The sequence below is a fragment of the Clostridium oryzae genome, from assembly GCF_002029235.1.
GTDB lineage: Bacteria > Bacillota > Clostridia > Clostridiales > Clostridiaceae > Clostridium_AE > Clostridium_AE oryzae.
Window position 1 is genome coordinate 1 of sequence record NZ_MZGV01000083.1, and the last position, 17,652, is coordinate 17,652.

Annotated in this window: 11 protein-coding genes and 2 tRNA genes; 6 read left to right on the plus strand and 7 right to left on the minus strand. The window is 31.5% G+C overall.

The features are described 5' to 3' along the window. Nucleotides 1–47 precede the first annotated feature (47 nt). Both CLORY_RS20340 and proC read left to right on the plus strand, forming a co-directional pair. Nucleotides 48–1,388: a CCA tRNA nucleotidyltransferase gene (locus CLORY_RS20340; RefSeq protein ID WP_079427990.1), complete on the plus strand. Its 1,341-nt coding sequence runs from the start codon at nucleotides 48–50 to the stop codon at nucleotides 1,386–1,388. Between the two features lie 16 nt (nucleotides 1,389–1,404). Then, nucleotides 1,405–2,223, plus strand: coding sequence for a pyrroline-5-carboxylate reductase (gene proC / locus CLORY_RS20345; RefSeq protein ID WP_079427992.1), 819 nt, complete (start codon nucleotides 1,405–1,407; stop codon nucleotides 2,221–2,223). 103 nt (nucleotides 2,224–2,326) lie between these two features. On the opposite strand, the gene CLORY_RS20350 is transcribed toward proC, so the two are convergent. Beyond that, entirely contained in the window at nucleotides 2,327–3,565 is a 1,239-nt protein-coding gene (locus CLORY_RS20350; RefSeq protein ID WP_079427994.1) for an ATP-binding protein, read from the minus strand. A 29-nt stretch (nucleotides 3,566–3,594) separates the two neighbouring features. After that, the gene (locus CLORY_RS20355) at nucleotides 3,595–4,323 is read right to left on the minus strand and encodes an MBL fold metallo-hydrolase (RefSeq protein ID WP_079427996.1); all 729 of its coding nucleotides are present in this window, start codon (nucleotides 4,321–4,323) and stop codon (nucleotides 3,595–3,597) included. A gap of 186 nt (nucleotides 4,324–4,509) precedes the next feature. Here CLORY_RS20355 and CLORY_RS20360 point away from each other — a divergent pair, with 186 nt between their 5' ends. The 4 genes from CLORY_RS20360 to CLORY_RS20370 all read left to right on the plus strand — a co-directional run bounded on the left by CLORY_RS20360 (nucleotide 4,510) and on the right by CLORY_RS20370 (nucleotide 7,603). Continuing rightward, nucleotides 4,510–4,737 (plus strand): FeoA family protein, encoded by a 228-nt coding sequence (locus tag CLORY_RS20360; protein ID WP_079427998.1) that lies wholly within the window; start codon nucleotides 4,510–4,512, stop codon nucleotides 4,735–4,737. Nucleotides 4,738–4,740: 3 nt separating this feature from the next. After that, nucleotides 4,741–6,747 carry a ferrous iron transport protein B gene (gene feoB / locus CLORY_RS20365; RefSeq protein ID WP_079428000.1) on the plus strand — a complete coding sequence of 669 codons (2,007 nt, stop codon included), beginning with the start codon at nucleotides 4,741–4,743 and terminating at the stop codon, nucleotides 6,745–6,747. 13 nt (nucleotides 6,748–6,760) lie between these two features. Further along, nucleotides 6,761–6,895, plus strand: a complete 135-nt coding sequence (locus CLORY_RS23105; RefSeq protein ID WP_139376109.1) for a FeoB-associated Cys-rich membrane protein — start codon at nucleotides 6,761–6,763, stop codon at nucleotides 6,893–6,895. 345 nt (nucleotides 6,896–7,240) lie between these two features. Then, entirely contained in the window at nucleotides 7,241–7,603 is a 363-nt protein-coding gene (locus tag CLORY_RS20370) for a VOC family protein (RefSeq protein WP_079428002.1), read from the plus strand. Nucleotides 7,604–7,715: 112 nt separating this feature from the next. Here the strand turns inward: CLORY_RS20370 and addA are convergent, their stop codons facing one another. The 5 genes from addA to CLORY_RS20395 form a co-directional block, all read right to left on the minus strand. Beyond that, complete coding sequence (gene addA / locus CLORY_RS20375) at nucleotides 7,716–11,459, minus strand: helicase-exonuclease AddAB subunit AddA (protein ID WP_079428004.1); 3,744 nt, start codon at nucleotides 11,457–11,459, stop codon at nucleotides 7,716–7,718. Continuing rightward, complete coding sequence (gene addB, locus CLORY_RS20380) at nucleotides 11,437–14,895, minus strand: helicase-exonuclease AddAB subunit AddB (RefSeq protein WP_079428006.1); 3,459 nt, start codon at nucleotides 14,893–14,895, stop codon at nucleotides 11,437–11,439. Before addB ends, addA begins: the two co-directional genes overlap by 23 nt. 119 nt (nucleotides 14,896–15,014) lie before the next feature. Continuing rightward, nucleotides 15,015–15,102, minus strand: a tRNA-Ser gene (locus tag CLORY_RS20385). A gap of 32 nt (nucleotides 15,103–15,134) precedes the next feature. Beyond that, a tRNA-Ser gene (locus CLORY_RS20390) sits at nucleotides 15,135–15,225 on the minus strand. Nucleotides 15,226–15,377: 152 nt separating this feature from the next. Next, nucleotides 15,378–17,652 (minus strand): UPF0182 family protein (locus tag CLORY_RS20395; protein WP_079428008.1); only part of this gene is annotated, 2,275 nt, incomplete at its 5' end.

Here is a 17,652-nt window from a genome sequence, read left to right on the forward strand (position 1 = left end):
GATTACAGTATACTTTGTGTTTTATATAACATAACAGGAGTGTTCTTATGGAAATTAAAATACCTCAAAAGGTTAATTATATAATAGATGAACTAAAGACTAGCGGTTTTCAAGCTTATACCGTAGGCGGTTGTGTGAGAGATTGTTTTCTAGATAGAATGCCTAATGATTGGGATATAACTACAGAGGCTCTTCCAGAAGACATAATTAAAATTTTTCCTCATACAATTCCAACAGGTATAAAGCATGGAACCATCTCAGTAATGATAGATAATGAACTTTTCGAAGTAACAACCTATAGAATAGATGGCGAATATTCTGATAACAGACATCCGGACAGTGTAGTCTTTACCGATAATATAGTTGATGATTTAAGTCGAAGAGACTTTACAATAAATGCTATGGCCTATAATGAATCTAATGGATTAGTAGATCCTTTCAATGGATTAAATGATTTAAATAATAAGCTTATTATGGCCGTAGGCAATGCTGATAACCGCTTTAATGAAGATGCCCTAAGAATGATAAGAGCAATTCGTTTTTCCTGCCAGCTAGATTTTAGAATACATGACGACACTTTTTTAGCTATACAAAATAATTGTGGGTTAATACAAAATGTAAGTGCTGAAAGGATAAGAGAGGAATTCTGCAAAATATTATTATGTAAAGTTCCATCTAAAGGTATAGAAAATTTACGTATTTCTGGACTTTTGCAATATATTATTCCTGAAATATTGCCTATGGTTGGTTTTAATCAGAAAAATCCTCATCACACAATGGATGTATATACTCATACAATGACAGTTCTAGATAATACAGAAGCAGATCTTTCATTGAGATTGTCAGCCCTATTTCATGACATAGGAAAACCCTCTACTTTCTCAATAGATAAAAAGAATATTGGTCATTTTTATGGTCACGAATATAAAGGTATGGATTTAGCAGAAAAAATATTAAAAAGATTAAAGTTTGATAATAACACTATTAAGAAAGTTTCTATATTAATTCATTACCATATGACAAGATATAACAAATTTAAAATGTCTGGAATAAAGAAATTAATTACTAAAGTAGAAAAAGAAAACTTAGACGTTTTATTTTCATTACAAGTGGCCGATGTTAAAGGGAGCGCTCCTCCGTACGACTTTTCGGGCATAAATGATATGAAAACTAAAATTAATAAAATATTAGAAGAGCATCAGCCAATATGCTTAAAAGATTTAAATATCAATGGAAATGATCTCATAAAACTGGGCGTTAAACCAGGTAAAGATGTTGGTATAGTATTAAATAAACTTCTTGATTTAGTGCTTGAAGATTCTAAATTAAATGAATTCCACACTTTAAAAGATGCAGCTTTAAAAATTTTAAATAAAGATTCAATTTAGAAAGAAGGTTTTTGTATTGGATAAAAAAATAGGTTTTATAGGTTGTGGAAATATGGGGCAGGCAATGATAGGAGGTATAATTAAATCTGGTCTTGCAAAGCCAGAAAATGTTATAGTTGCAGATCCTAACGATTCTAAACTTGAGGATGTAAAAAAAGATTTCAATGTTAATACAACAAAAAGTGCTGTTGAATCATCAAATTTTTCTGATATACTAATTCTGGCGGTTAAACCTAATTCATTCTCTGACTTAATAACTGAAATCAATTCTACAATTACTTCAGATAAGATAATTGTTAGTATTGCAGCTGGAATAAGCATAGGTTATCTTGAAAGTGCATTTGGAAATGATAAAAAGATAATAAGAGTTATGCCTAATACTCCTGCGTTAGTTGGCGAAGGCATGAGTGCACTTTGTAAAAACATTAACATATCTTCTGATGAACTTAATAACGTAATTGAAATATTTGAAAGCTTTGGTAAAGCAGAAGTAATAGATGAAAAATTAATGGATTCTATTCCAGCTATAAGCGGTTCTTCTCCTGCTTATGTATTCATGTTTATTGAAGCTTTAGCTGATGGGGCGGTTCTACGAGGTATGCCTAGAAATAAAGCTTATAAATTTGCTGCCCAAGCTGTATTAGGTTCTGCAAAAATGGTATTAGAAACTGGTGAACATCCTGGCTCATTAAAAGACAAGGTATGTTCTCCTGGAGGAACAACTATAGATGCTGTCTATACTTTAGAAAGAAACAATTTCAGAGGAACAGTTATTGCAGCTATGGAAAGCTGCACTGAAAAGGCCATTGCTATGTCTAATCAGAACAAAAAATAACACAATTTAAGAGTAACGAGTAGAGAGAAAAGAGAAAAATTATGGTGAAAATTCGGCATAGAAGAATTTCTTCCTTCACTTTACTCTTTTCTATTTACTCTTTTTACTCTCTTCCTAAAAGGTTATTTATAAATTGTTTTGCGGTTCTTCCTGAACGGCCGTTATGCCACATTTGCCACTGAAGTGCTTCCTTCTTAATATCTTCCATGTCCATGTTTATATCAAGTTTTGAAGCTATTCCTTCAACAATATCTAGATACTCATTTTGGTTAGGGGATGGGTATATTATTGTAAGTCCAAACCTATCCACAAGAGATAGTTTTTCCTGAATTGCCTCTCCATTGTTTATTTCCTCATACTTTCCCTCTCTATCTTCCCAAGTTTCTTTTATTATATGTCTTCTATTTGATGTAGCATATATGAGTACATTATCCGGTCTTCCCTCAAGTCCGCCCTCTATAACTGATTTAAGATACTTATAGTCAGTTTCAAAGTTTTCAAAGGACAAATCATCCATAAATATTATAAAGTGCAATCCTCTATTTTTAATAATGTTTATCACTTCGCTAAAGCACCTAAGCTGATGCCTATTTATTTCTATGAGTCTTAGCCCCTTGTCACCAAACTCGTTAATAAGTGCCTTAACTGATGATGATTTACCTGTTCCCCTATCTCCATATAACAAAGCATTGTTTGCTGGCTTTCCTTGTAAAAATGCTTTAGTATTACTAATTAGTGTATTCTTCTGATCTTTACATCCTATTAAATCTTCAAATTTTTCTTCCCATTTACCCTTAATTCCAACAAGTCCTAGCTTTTCATCATATCTGAAAGCCTTGTACTTATTTAATAAACCACAACCATTTTCAAAATAGAACTTCGTAAAATACTCCGTAATTTTTGTATGATTGCCACTTTCTAATATCTTTTGTAATATATAAATTCCCTCGTTTTTAATTGAACAATTATTGTAATTTTTCAATATGAATGCTTCATCTTCACCAAAAAGATTAGATATATCAAATTTATATATATTTATAAGATGCTTGAAGTCAAGAATCGCAAGTTTATATATCGATGATTCTTTATTTACTAACCCCTTTTCTGCTGCTAATGAAAAAGGATTTTTAGTTTCCTCAATAAATCCAATTATATGATTCTTCCACAAATCGCCTGTATATCCCTTTTCCTCAGCTTCATCAATTAAACTTTTTAAAATCTTATTTCGATTCTCAAGATTTAAAATCATCTTGATTACGCTGTCCCCAATAAGATCTTCATAAAGAACCAGACTGTTTACCTCACCTTGTAACTTTAGTACTTCATCTTTGAAATTTACCATTTTAATTTGCCCCTTTTTATTTATGTATTTTATAATATTTTTTGTCCTCTTTTATCTATATCTACTATTTTTGTTACTCTCTCTCCCACGGCACCTCTAAACCTTGAAATAATGTCGTAAGTTTCCCCAAAATGCATTGGAATAAAGATATTAGGTTGAAGCTTTTCAATAAAGTATTTACCGCCCATGTAATAATTTTTTTCAAGCCTTGGATCTACTGGAAAAAATGCTATATCTATATGATTTCCCTCTATCTTTCTTATCTCTTCTTTAAACATGTTTTCAGCCTTCTGGATTTCTTCTTTAGTATCATCCCACCAGTACCACCAATTAAGATCACCTGCATGAAAAATATTCATGCCTTCTACAGTTATAAAAAATGATATTCCTATATCTGTAGAACCATAAGCTTTTACATATATACCATCTATATCTATGTGATCATATGCACCAATTAAGGTAATTGATTCTGACAATTTTACATCTATATCATCACTTAGAATATATTTTATATCAGGTCTTATATCTTTCCATTTTAATATTATAGGATTGAAGTGATCAGGATGGCTATGTGATGAAAAGACAATTATTTTTTTGTTTAGCCTAAGTTCTTTCTCTGTTATTACTCCATTTTCAATACATCGCTGCTGACCATCCGGTTTATCATTAAAGTAATCAAATATTAAAAAGTAATTATCAGTTTCTAATGTAAAACCACTATTATATAAATAATTTACCTTAACATTATACTCTTTCATAATAATATCACCACCTTAGTCTATTAAAATCATTATATCATTAATAATTTTATTTGTTGATTTTTATATAGTTTTGTTGTAAATTAATTATAGATGGTAATCATTATCAACATGAATTAATAATGAAAATCAATTCTAATAACTTTAATATGTATATATTATATCAAGAATAGAGGTGCTTTATTTATGACTCTTAATGAATTAAAAGCAGGTCAAAGCTGCAAAATCAATGCTGTAAATGGAAGTGGTGCACTGCGTGACCGACTGCTAGATATGGGGTTGACGCCAGGTACCAAGGTTGCATTAAGAAAAATAGCACCTATGGGAGATCCTATTCAGGTTACTCTTCGCGGCTATGAACTCACTCTTCGAGTTGACGATGCAAAAAGTATAGAAATTGAGAAGGAGGCTTAGTTAATGATATTTGCACTTGCAGGTAATCAAAACTGTGGAAAAACCACACTATTTAATCAATTAACTGGTTCAAATCAGCATGTGGGCAATTTTCCAGGAGTTACGGTAGATAGAAAAGACGGAGTGATAAGAGGCCATAAAGAAGCTACAGTAGTAGATTTACCTGGTATATATTCTCTTGCGCCATATACGAGTGAAGAGATAGTTACAAGAGATTTTTTATTAAATGAAAAACCCGACGGAATTATTAATATTATTGATGCTACTAACATAGAGCGTAATCTTTATTTAAGTCTCCAGCTTATTCAGCTTGATATTCCTATGATTTTAGCTTTAAACATGATGGACGAGCTACGTTCTAACGGAGGCACTATAAAAATATCTGAAATGCAAAAAGAACTCGGTGTACCTGTTATTCCAATATCAGCTAGTAAAAATGAAGGCATTGATGAATTAATAGAGCTTGCGATAAAAACTGTTTCCTTAAAACAGAAACCTCAGCGAAAAGACTTTTGTTCTGGTGCTGTTCATAGATCCATTCATGCTATTTCACATCTTATCGAAGACCACGCTGAAAGGATAGCTGTTCCAGTAAGATTTGCAGCAACTAAAATTGTTGAAGGCGACAAACCTATACTTCATTCTTTGAATCTATCTCAAAATGAAATTGAAACTATCGAACACAGCATTGTTGAAATGGAAACAGAGCTCCATACTGATAGAAAAGCAGCTATAGCAGATATGCGGTATAATTTCATTGAAAAGCTGTGTATAGACACAGTAGTGAAACCTAAAGAAAGTAAACAGCATTTAAGAAGTGTAAGGATAGATAACGTATTAACTAATAAGTATCTCGCTATACCTATATTTCTTTCGATAATGATGATCATTTTTTGGCTCACTTTTGGTGTAATTGGAAGTTTCTTCAGTAATATATTGGCTGATGCAATAACATATTTGACAAATGTCACAAGTTCAGTACTTAAATCATATGGCATCAACCCTGTAGTTCATTCCCTCGTTATCGATGGCATATTTGCAGGTGTAGGAAGTGTTCTTTCTTTTATACCTACTATAGTCATTCTTTTCTTCTTTCTATCACTGTTAGAAGACAGTGGATACATGGCTAGAGTTGCTTTTGTAATGGACAAGTTGTTAAGAAAAATAGGTTTGTCTGGAAGAAGTTTCGTACCTATGTTAATAGGTTTTGGATGTTCAGTACCTGCAATAATGGCAACACGTACCTTATCAAGTGAACGAGACCGTAAAATGACCATACTTTTAACTCCATTTATGAGTTGCAGTGCAAAGCTGCCTATATACGCAATGTTCACAATGGCTTTTTTCCAAAAATATCGTGCACTAGTTATGATATCCCTTTATGTGCTTGGTATGCTATTAGGTATTTTAAGTGCTCTTATATTCAAAAGTCATTTATTTAAGGGCAATCCTGTTCCCTTTGTTATGGAATTGCCTAATTATAGACTTCCAAGTGCTAAAAGTGTCTTGCTGCTATTATGGGATAAAGCTAAAGACTTCCTAACTAGAGCATTTACCATTATATTTCTCGCAACTATTATTATTTGGTTTTTCCAAACCTTTGATGCTAGATTAAATGTAACTCAAAATGGCCAAAACTCTATGCTTGTTGATATAGGAAAATTCATTGCTCCAGTATTTGCACCTCTGGGCTTTAATGATTGGAAAGCTGCTACTGCATTAATTACTGGTTTTACAGCTAAGGAATCGGTAATAAGTACTCTTGCAGTACTCACTAGCTCTAATACCAACAATCTTCCTAATGCACTTACAAGTTTATTTACCCCACTTACAGCTTTTGTTTTTCTTGTGTTTACTTTAATCTATACTCCGTGTGTCGCTGCAATAAGTACTGTGAAGCGTGAAATGAACAGTGTAAAAGCTGCACTATGGGTAATAATCTATCAGACTGGCTTTGCTTGGTTGGTTGCTTTTGTAATCTACCGTATCGGAATTTTATTTATAAATTAAAAGGGTGGATATTATGAATATACTAGATTATATAATTTTACTTATTGTATTTTTACTTGCTGCCGTAGCAATTTATTTTAATCTCAACAAAAAAGACAGCTGTTGTAACTGCAGCCAACGAAGCTGCTGTTCCAAGAAACAGGTATAAAATAAGTGGTGAGTGACCTCTCCGTCGGCTGAAAAATGCCTCCTACGGTCACTCACCACTTTAGCTGACTCTATGTATTTACAAAATATTATTTCCATATTATTTCTCACAAATTATTTTTCTTGTTTATTTATTAGTATTTTCTTAAGAGCTATCTTCATATTACTTCGTATATTATATAATTATATCCTTTTAATAACACATAAATTTCCTAATTAGGGCAAACTCAGCTACGCCTCAAACACTGCCAAATCTTAACGAAAATTTACATAAAATATACATGCATCTTCTACTTGTTATTTTCTCTAATATGCCTTATTATATAAAAAATAAAGGAGTGATAAAATGAATTTTAAATTTGATCATAATAATATAAATGTATTAAATTTAGATAAAAGCTTAGCTTTTTATAAAGAAGCCCTTGGCCTAGAGGAAGTCAGAAGAAAAGTTGCTGATGATGGAAGCTTTATTCTTGTTTACTTAGGTGATGGTTCTTCCAAACATACACTAGAGCTTACATGGTTAAGGGACCGAAAGGAACCTTATGATCTTGGAGATAATGAATTTCATCTAGCATTTAGAGTTGATGATTTTGGTGCAGCATACGAACAGCATAAAAAAATGGGATGCATATGCTTCGAAAATAAAGAAATGGGGATTTATTTTATAAATGACCCAGATGAATACTGGCTAGAGATAGTACCTTAAAAAATCGGCTAAAATAGCCGATTTTTGGGTTAGATTTTGAATTTTCGTTTAAAATAATTAATCGTAATTCAGACTCAGCTGAATTTCTCCTTCGCTTTTTACTCATTTCTCTTTACATTTCTACTATATCACCTGTATAAAAAAGATACAGGTATTTGTTTTTTACTTCTTTATTCAATATTTTTTCTATAGTATCACTATAATAATCTATTTGTATTCTATACCTATCTTTTATCTTGTCAGTTCCGTCTTCATCTACATAATCTGTTTTATAGTCTAAAAGAACTATTCCATCCTCTTCTTCAAAATAGCAGTCTATAACTCCCTGAAGTCTTACCTTTTCATCAGCGTATATTTCTTTAGATAACTCCTTATTTACCTCCGTAGCTGGTATATCTATATAAAAAGGAACTTCTCTATATATTCTATATACGTTACTAGCTTCTAAAAGTCTCTGCCCTAAAGAACTTTTAAAGAAAGCAAATATTTTATCAGGTTTTACAGCTTCTGCTTGATTTTCTGTAATAAAGTTTTCCTTCACCATAATGTCTATCTCTCGTTTTATATCTTCTATTGAACTAGTGTTATTGAGATTTATATGCTGCATTACAAAATGTACAGCAGTACCTCGCTCAGCACCTGACAATTTGTTTTCCTGTTGAAGAAATCTAGGCCTTTTCACCTCAGAAGCATCATATACATTAAATACATCCTCTTCCTCTTCCAAAGCAGATCTTTTTATTTCAGATACGCTTATATTAGCTGGTACTTTAGAAGACTCTATATATTTATATTTCCAATCTAGTCTTCTCCTAACCTCTTTTTCCTCCACATCGTTGCTATCTAAATTTATAAAAAGTCTATCATCCTCAAGAAAGTTATCAACATCCTCCAAATTTTTATCCACAATCACATCTGTTTTATAAATAAAATTTACGCTCCATGTGGATAACTCATCATTTTCTATTATATCTATCTGTTTTCCTGAAGCTTCTCTTATTTTCTGACCATGCTTGTGTCTAGACAGAGCTGTGCATATCCAATCAAGATAATTCTTGCCTTTTATAACCTCATGCTTTGAAATCTTCTCTCCGCTGCCAGACGAATAATTACACCATTTCTCGCAGCTCTTCTCTATGTTATTCACACTTCCAGTTATGATAAGTTTTTCTTTTGCTCTAGTAAAAGCAACATATAAAATTCTCATCTCTTCAGATAAACTTTCAAGCTTAAATTTCTTCTTAATAGTGAGCTTTTTTAATGTCTGAAAGCTTAAACGTCTATCATAATCTATATAGTCAGGACCATAACCAAGTTCTTCATGATATAAAAATTTTTTATTTAAATCCATCAGATTGAACTGCTTTCCGCAGCCGCATAAAAACACAACAGGAAACTCTAGTCCTTTACTTTTATGAATGCTCATTATTCTTACAACATTTTCATTTTCACCAAGTATCTTAGCACTTCCCATGTCTCCACTGCTGCTTTGTAACTTGTTTATATAATTAATAAAATTAAATAACCCTTTAAATGAAGTCATTTCATACTGGCTGGCTCTTTGAAATAACATCTTTAAATTAGCTTGTCGCTGCATCCCGTTAGGCATAGCCCCTATATATCCAAAATACGATGTATCATCATACAGATACCAAATAAACTTATCTATTGGCATATGTACAGATTTATTTCTCCATTCATTAAGCTTTTCAATAAAATCTATTACTTTTTTAGTAAGTGGTTTGCTTAATATCTTTATATCATTTTCAATGTAATTTAGTTTTACATCCTTCATATTTTCGAAAAAATACTTTTCCTCATCGATCAATCTTATGTCTATAAGTTCCTCCTCTGTAAAACCAAATATAGGAGATCTGAGTACAGCAAGCAACGGTATATCCTGATAGGGATTATCTATAATCTGAAGCAGAGACATTACAGTTCTTATCTCCACAGTTTGAAAATATCCTGTGTTTGAATCGGCATATACAGGTATTCCGTTTTCACTTAATTCATCCATAAATACAGGAGCCCATTGAGCAGTAGTTCTCATAAGTATGACTATATCTCTATATGAAACTCTTCTATACTTCTTTAGTTCCTTATCATAGACATTAAATCTTTCCTCATTAATTAATTTCTTAATCCTCAAAGCTACAAACCTAGCTTCTAGCTGAATCCTATCTAATTGCTCTTCTTCATTTACGCTATCTTCTGTTTCATTGTAAGAATTACCTTGAGCTTCCGTTGTGCTTTCTTTGTCTATTATATTTACCTCTACAGGACCTCCTGTTACAGTATTCTCATTATCTGCCTCTGGAAAATCAGCCCCTAAGTTTAATGCTTCTCTTTCATCATAATTTAATTCTCCAACATACTCTGACATGAGCTGCTTAAATATAAAATTAACAGCACTAATAACTTCCTGTCTGCTTCTAAAATTTTTAAACAGAAGAATTTTTCTATTCTTAGAATCTTCTTCCTTAGAATATTTACTATACTTATCAAGAAACAACTCTGGTTTTGCTTGTCTGAATCTGTATATGCTTTGTTTTACATCTCCTACCATAAAAACATTTGGATTTTCGCCAAACTTTCTTGAAACCATATTAATAATTGTTTCCTGTATGGTATTACTATCCTGATATTCATCTACCATAACATATTCAAACTTCTCCTTAAATCCTAAAGCTACATTTGATGGTACTACACTGCCATCCTCTTTCTTGTCCGTCAGTATTTCCAGACAAAAATGCTCTAAATCATTAAAGTCCAAAATACCTCTATCTCTTTTAGCTTCAGAATATTCATCGTTAAATTCTATTACAAGCTCAGATAATTCCTTCATGTAAGGATACATGTGCTTAAGACTGTCATCTATCTCCTGTGGTGACATTGAGAATGTCTCTTTGCCCACAGCCGTTAGCTTTTTCTTCACGTCATCTCTAATTTTTTTAACTTCTTCCCCAGCAACTTTATCTGCATCCTTCTTTAATCTTTTTATTGTGTTAAATTGTAATGCATTAAACGCCTCATAAATTTCATTAAAGCTGCCTTTCATCGCTTGATAGATTGTTTCTACTTTAGCCTTATCCTCTAAAAGAGTATCTAGATAGGGTTCTAACCCTTCAGCTGTTTCACATATATTAATAGCTTTATTTAAGCTATCCAAAGCCTCTAATATATCAATTTCTATGCTTTCTATAAGAACATTACCCCAAGCTTCAGACATTATGTCAAAATCGCTATCAACATTAAATTCTTCTGCTTTTTCAATAAGCCATTTTTCAGGCCATGGCCCACTCATTGAAAAATTATATAGTTCACTAATCATTTCAATTAGAAATCTATCATCCTTCGAACCGCCAAAGGCATCCACTAGATTAATGAATTTTTCATCTCCCTGCTCATACTTTCTTTCTAACATATCTTGAAGAGTTTCTTGTTTAAGTAGTATAGTCTCAGTTTCATTGGCTATTCTAAAGTTCGGATCTAAATCTATACAATGAAAGTTGTTTTTTATGACATCCAAACAAAATGAATGCATAGTTGTAATATTAGCTTTATTAATAAGTGTAAGCTGTCTCTGCAAAAGTCTAGAATCTGGATTTTCATCAAGTTCCCTGGAAATAGCATCTCCTATTCTTTCTCTCATCTCAGCAGCAGCTGCATTAGTAAACGTAACTACAAGTAACCTATCTATGTCTATTGGATTCTTAGCATCCGTTATTATCTTGATTATCCTTTCAACTAATACAGCAGTTTTTCCTGAACCAGCAGCTGCAGCTACTAAATAGTTACCACTTCTAGAGTAAATTGCACTCTCCTGCTCCTTAGTCCACTTGTTCTGTCCCACTGTTCTCACCCACTTTCACTTTTTGTTCCATAAGACCCCAAACCTCTTCATCAGACTTTCTATCTATAGTTTTATAATTATTATCAATAAGCGAAGGATCAAATTGACATATCGAAGAGAAATTACAGAAATTGCAGGCAGTATCACTATTCTCTTTTATTGGTTTTATGCTTATATTTCCACTTAACATTTCTTCACATAAACGCACCAGTGTATCTCTAACATATTTCCTAAGTATATCAAACTGCTCCAGTGTTACAACTGAATTTGTATTTCCAAGAGTATCTCCCTTATTCATTCTCGCCGGTATAATAAGTGAATATCCTTCTATACCAGAATCCATGCTTTTAACAACTCTAGCATCCTTTAGAATAAGGCCATTCATTTTAAGTTTCTTAAGTATTTCATTTTCTATTTCTTCCTGTGACATATTAGGATAACCATTAACTAATGGATCATCAACTTTAAAGTATAAAATTGCCCCAGGTAGCGCTTGTTTATGTATATAGTATTCAGCATTAGTAACCAATGCGTCTATATACACTAATAGCTGTAATTGAAGTCCAAAATAAACTTCTGATAGGGAAAACACTTTATTACCGGATTTATAATCAATTACTCTGAAATAAGTCTGTTCGTCTAAATCCATAGAGTCAACTCTATCTATTCTTCCTATAAGCTCTACTGTTTCTCCAGATGGTAAATTGAGTATCATAGGAGGAAGTTTGCCCTTAGTACCGAAGGCTAATTCATTAGATATTGGTTCAAAGGAACTTCTCTTAATATGTTCTGTAATTACACTTACTGATCTTGTAAGTATCCTTTTCAATTTAGCAGTCATATATTTATATTTAGCGGAACTGTTTAATATAAAATTGTTTCTTGAATTAAGCTCCTTATCTACTAATAAATCTATAGCTTCCTTACACCAATTATTATCAATCTCTTTCCATTTCATATCCTCAAGTTTTATAGTTTCCGAAAACTTATCTAGTATAGTATGAATAAAGCTTCCTAAGTCTGGCGATGAAAATTCATAGATTTTTCTGTCCTTAGCTTTAAGCCCAAACTTTATATAGTAAGCAAATGGACATCTAGCATATTGTTCAATTCTTGAGACACTCATCTTAAGAGGTTTTCCATATAATGTTTTAATCTTTTCTCTATCTATTTCCTTAGCTTCATTAGTATAATAAAGACCTTTAAATATTGTTTCAGCTTTATTCTTCCATTCTGGTTTATCATTGTACCATTTATAAATAGAACTCCAAACTTCATTTACTTCCTTACCCTCATGATTTCTTCTCAATTCTGTCACCATTTCATTAAAGGTAGGCCCAGGTGATGCTACAGTATCTAAAATATTAGCCTCATTTGCAAGTTGACTTTTTTCAACTATCTTAGGGAATATCTTTTTTATCTTAGATATTATAGATGAAGGCCTTATAGCCTTTCCTTCAAAATCAGCCATAGGATAAGTTATCATTAAATAATCTGATGCTGTTGTTAGGGTAGTATATACAAGAAATTGTTCGTCAAAAGCCTGTATCTTTGTATCTGGAGCTAGCTCCAGACCATTTTCCTTAAGCTGGTTTCTGTCTCTGTCGGAAAGAATCCCTTCTTCTCTAGAAACTCTCGGAAATACACCATCGTTAGTTCCTATTATATAAAGTGCTTTTACTCCATGACTTCTAATTCTTGCAATATCTCCTATAATAACTTCATCAAGCGAAACAGGTATAAGCCCCATTTCGTGCTTTTCAAAGCCAAAGTTCAAAAGCTTACTAAATTTATCTATATTAACTGCCTCTTCACCCATTATCTCTACCATTTCATCAAGCGTATCTATTACAACATCTATAATCTGAGCATATTTATTTGAATTTTCTATTTCTCCTTTATCCTTAAAATAACGTGACCAATCATTTATAACATTTAGCGCATTTACATCAACCAGAAAATTATACAATGAGCCGCATATACTCCTTATGTTTTTCCTACCTTTTATATCTTTATATAGTTTTATGATAGGGTCTGATATATATTTCTTTATTTCATTTACCTTCTGCAGTTTTTCTATCTCATAGGCAGTTTTCTCTGTTTCATCAGCATCATAATTAATTTTAAATTCCCATTGCTCTTTAAACCAAGTATTACCTTTTATACCGTTAGCCAATACATAATTTTCTATAACATCAACATCATCTTTTTCTATATTCAAAATCCCTGTCTTTAAATATCTGAATACGCTCTCATAAGACCAATTTTTAATGAATATATCAAACAAAGAATTAATGAATACCACCAATGGGTTATCAGTAATCTCTCTTCTTTTATCCATAAAATATGGGATACCGTATTCTGAAAAAATCACTGATATAAGCTTTTCATAATCATCTATTTCTCTACATACTACAGCAATGTCTCTATACCTATACTTTTTATCCCTCACAAGACTTATTATATTTCTTGCTACTACTTCCATCTCTTCGTATCTATTTTGTGCCTTATAAAGCTTAATTCTATTTATATCTTTGTTGTAATATCTATATGGATAAGAAAAAAAGTACATCTCTAAATGTTTAAGTTCTTCAGCTCCATCAAATCTCTGACAGCAGTTTTGATTAAGATCCACAGGTTTCTCAAAAGCTACATTATTCTTTTCTGCAAGCCTTAAAATCCTTCTCTCTGTATTTTTAACAGTATAAAAAATATCAGTATTATCGCTATTACCGCGCAACTCATCACAATTTAACGTTATATTGACCCTCTTACACTTTTTCAATAGTTTTTCTATTATCAGATACTGCTGAGGTGTAAATGTAGAAAACTCATCTATCCATATTTCAGCATTGTTATATAAATTACTTTTATCTATTTTTTCTGCAAGAATTGTAAGTTCATCTTCTGCATCTATATATTTTTCGTGGAGTTTCTGTTCAAAAGCCCCATATATTTTTTTTAGGTCTAAAAGCTTTAGTTTTAATTCATCATTTTCAATACTTTCTGACGAATGTTCCAGTATTTCCGGGGAAATGTTATACCTTTTAAATTCTTTTATCGTATCAGATATTATATCTACAAAACCCTGCTGCTTACTAGATTTATTGAATATGCTTAAATCATCTTTTAACTCCTCTATAACCTCATATATAAGCATTAACTTTCCAATATCATTTATTTTCTTTAAAGTGATTCCTCCAACTTCATTAAATACCCTGTAACATAATCTCTTAAAACTTAATACTTCAGCTTTGGTAATATGTGTAACTCCAAGCATATTGAGCATGTTCTTCTCCGCTTGAAATGAATACTGCTCAGGTATAAGCATAATAAGTTTATTTTGATCTCCCCTATCCATGCTTTTCTTTATTTCATCAAGGCAATAACGACTTTTACCACAGCCGGCTCTTCCATATATAAATCTTAAACTCATAATCTCACCGCCCAATTATAAAAATATTACGGAAACTTCATTTATATTTTAATTATAACCTATTTATTATTATATAGATGTATAAAAAAATAAACTCAACACAATGTTGAGTTTATGAACGGAGGAAGAGGGATTTGAACCCTCGCGCCGGTTACCCGACCTACGCCCTTAGCAGGGGCGCCTCTTCGGCCTCTTGAGTATTCCTCCAAGTCCTACAAATTAAATTTTTTAATTTTTAATGGCGGAAAGAAAGGGATTCGAACCCTTGGTACGGTCACCCGTACGCCGGTTTTCAAGACCGGTGCCTTAAACCAACTCGACCATCTTTCCATTCATCAGACAAATAACATTATAACAACGATATTCCATTGTGTCAATACAAATTTTATTTTTCTTTAATAATATCGATATTTTTTGCGCTATTAAATAAAGAATAAAGGTTTTTATAGACCATAAGCCTTAAAAACCTTTATTCATAAAGCTTATTTTCTATTTACTTTATTTTTAAGCATTTCTCCAAGCTTCTTTATATATTCTCCATACTTAGCCCAATCACCACTCTTTTGAGCTTCCATAGCCTTTTCATAAACATTATTCATTTCCTTTATACTATCTTTAGCCTCTGTACCAACATTACTCTTCTCAGAATTATTATTCTGATTATCCGTTTGTTCATCATTATTGAAAAGTAAATTAATAGCTTCATTTATATCTTTACCCATAACTACTTTCTTTCCATTTGAAACTACTATTCTCTTTATTTCAGGAATACTATTATTTCCACTAGCTATCAAATACATTGGCTGAACATAAAGCAGAGAATTATCCATAGGAATTATCATTGTATCGCCAAATTCTGTTCTAAGCTTTTTCGTATTCCATAAGCTTAATTCCTTGGATATAGTTGCATCCTGTTTCATTGAATTTCTAAATAAATATGGACTCAGTACTGTTTCTGTTGTAGGAAACTTATATAATATCAGTTTACCATAATTTTCTCCATCCATTCGTGCACAAAGCATAGCCGACATATTTTCCTTATCTCTTACGTTAAAGTATTCTATAAGTGTCATTTCTTCATCAGTTTCTCCTGGAAGTCTCGTAACCAAATATGATGCTTCATTTATTGATTTTTTCTCATCTGTCCCGCTTTCATTGGTTTTAGACTCGTTCATAGCAACCTGCCACAAATCTCCACCTGTCATAAAAACCATAGGATCAGTCATGTGATATTTACCTAAAACTTCGCACTGTAAGTTAAACAAGTCTTCTGGATATCTAAAATGTTTCTTTATTTCCTCTGGAATCCTATCTTCGCTTTTAAATAATCCCTTAAATATTCCACTATAACTTTTTATTATAGGATCGTTTTTATCAACTATATAGAAATCTGTCTTTCCAGTATAAGCATTTATCACAACCTTCACAGAATTCCTTATATAATTAATGCCATTGTATGATCGAGAATATGGATATTTATCAGAATAAGTATATGCATCAATAACCCAATATAATTTATCTCCTGCTATTACCATGTATGGATCGTTATCATACTTGAGGAATGGAGCTATTTTCTTCACTCTGTCAACAATATTTCTATTGATAAGTATTTTACTATCGGAGTTAATATAATTAGATGTTATAAAATTAGCATTTTTCTCTTTAAATGCAAATAGTATTCTGTTAAGCAGAGACATCTTAATTCCCGCATTACCCGTGTACTTTGTATATTCATTTTCTCCGCCCTTAGGAAAATCAAACTCCTTCGCTTTAGTCTTAACGATAGCATAGTCATTAGTTTGTTCTCCAAAATAAACCCTCGGATTAGATATCTGTATATCACTTTTATTTTCCATAGGTATATGCTTCATAACAAAATCCGGCTGCCCCTCTTCAGTTACAGAACTAACTTTACTCATCACAACGCCATATCCATGCGTGTATATTAAATGCTCATTAAGCCATGTATTATAATTTATCTTTCTTGTATTTATTTCCCTTGGAGAAACAAATACTTCACTATACTTACCATTTATATTATATCTATCAACATCTATATCATTAAATCCATAATAATATCTCATAACTTCGAACTGGTTATAAAAATCTAAAGACTGCCTAAAAGAATTTATCTTTATATTATCTATAATATCTTTATTTTTATCTATTTCCTCTTTAGCTAAAGTACTATTAGTAGAATATTGTACATTGTCTATATTATCTATATTGAATGCTTTTCTAGTGTATTTTATATTATTTTTAATATATTTTTCTTCAAATGCTATTTGATTGGATTTAACAATAAATTTCTCAGTAAATACAAAAGCTCCATCATGAATTAACATTAAAACTACTATAGAAACTACGCTTATTATGACTGGTTTAAATTTAAATTTTAATATGCTTACAGTTGTTATAATAGAACATATAAAACAAACTAAGGCAAGTATAATATTAAATACTAATGAAACCTTTATATCCGTATATCCTGCTCCATAAACTACACCATTAGTACTATAAATAATATTTAACGCTTTAAGTAAAAAGCCTAACGCTCCAGTAATAAACAATAATCCTGTAAGAATAGCAATCTGCTTTCCCGCAAACTCTGTTAATTCATTAGGAACAAATTTAAAATCAATCTTTTTATTTTTTATGCTAGAATAGGTATTGCTTGAAATATTTAAAACTAAAAATATAATGAACGTTATAACAAAAAAGAATATTAAAAAATAGAATACACACTTGTATAAAGAC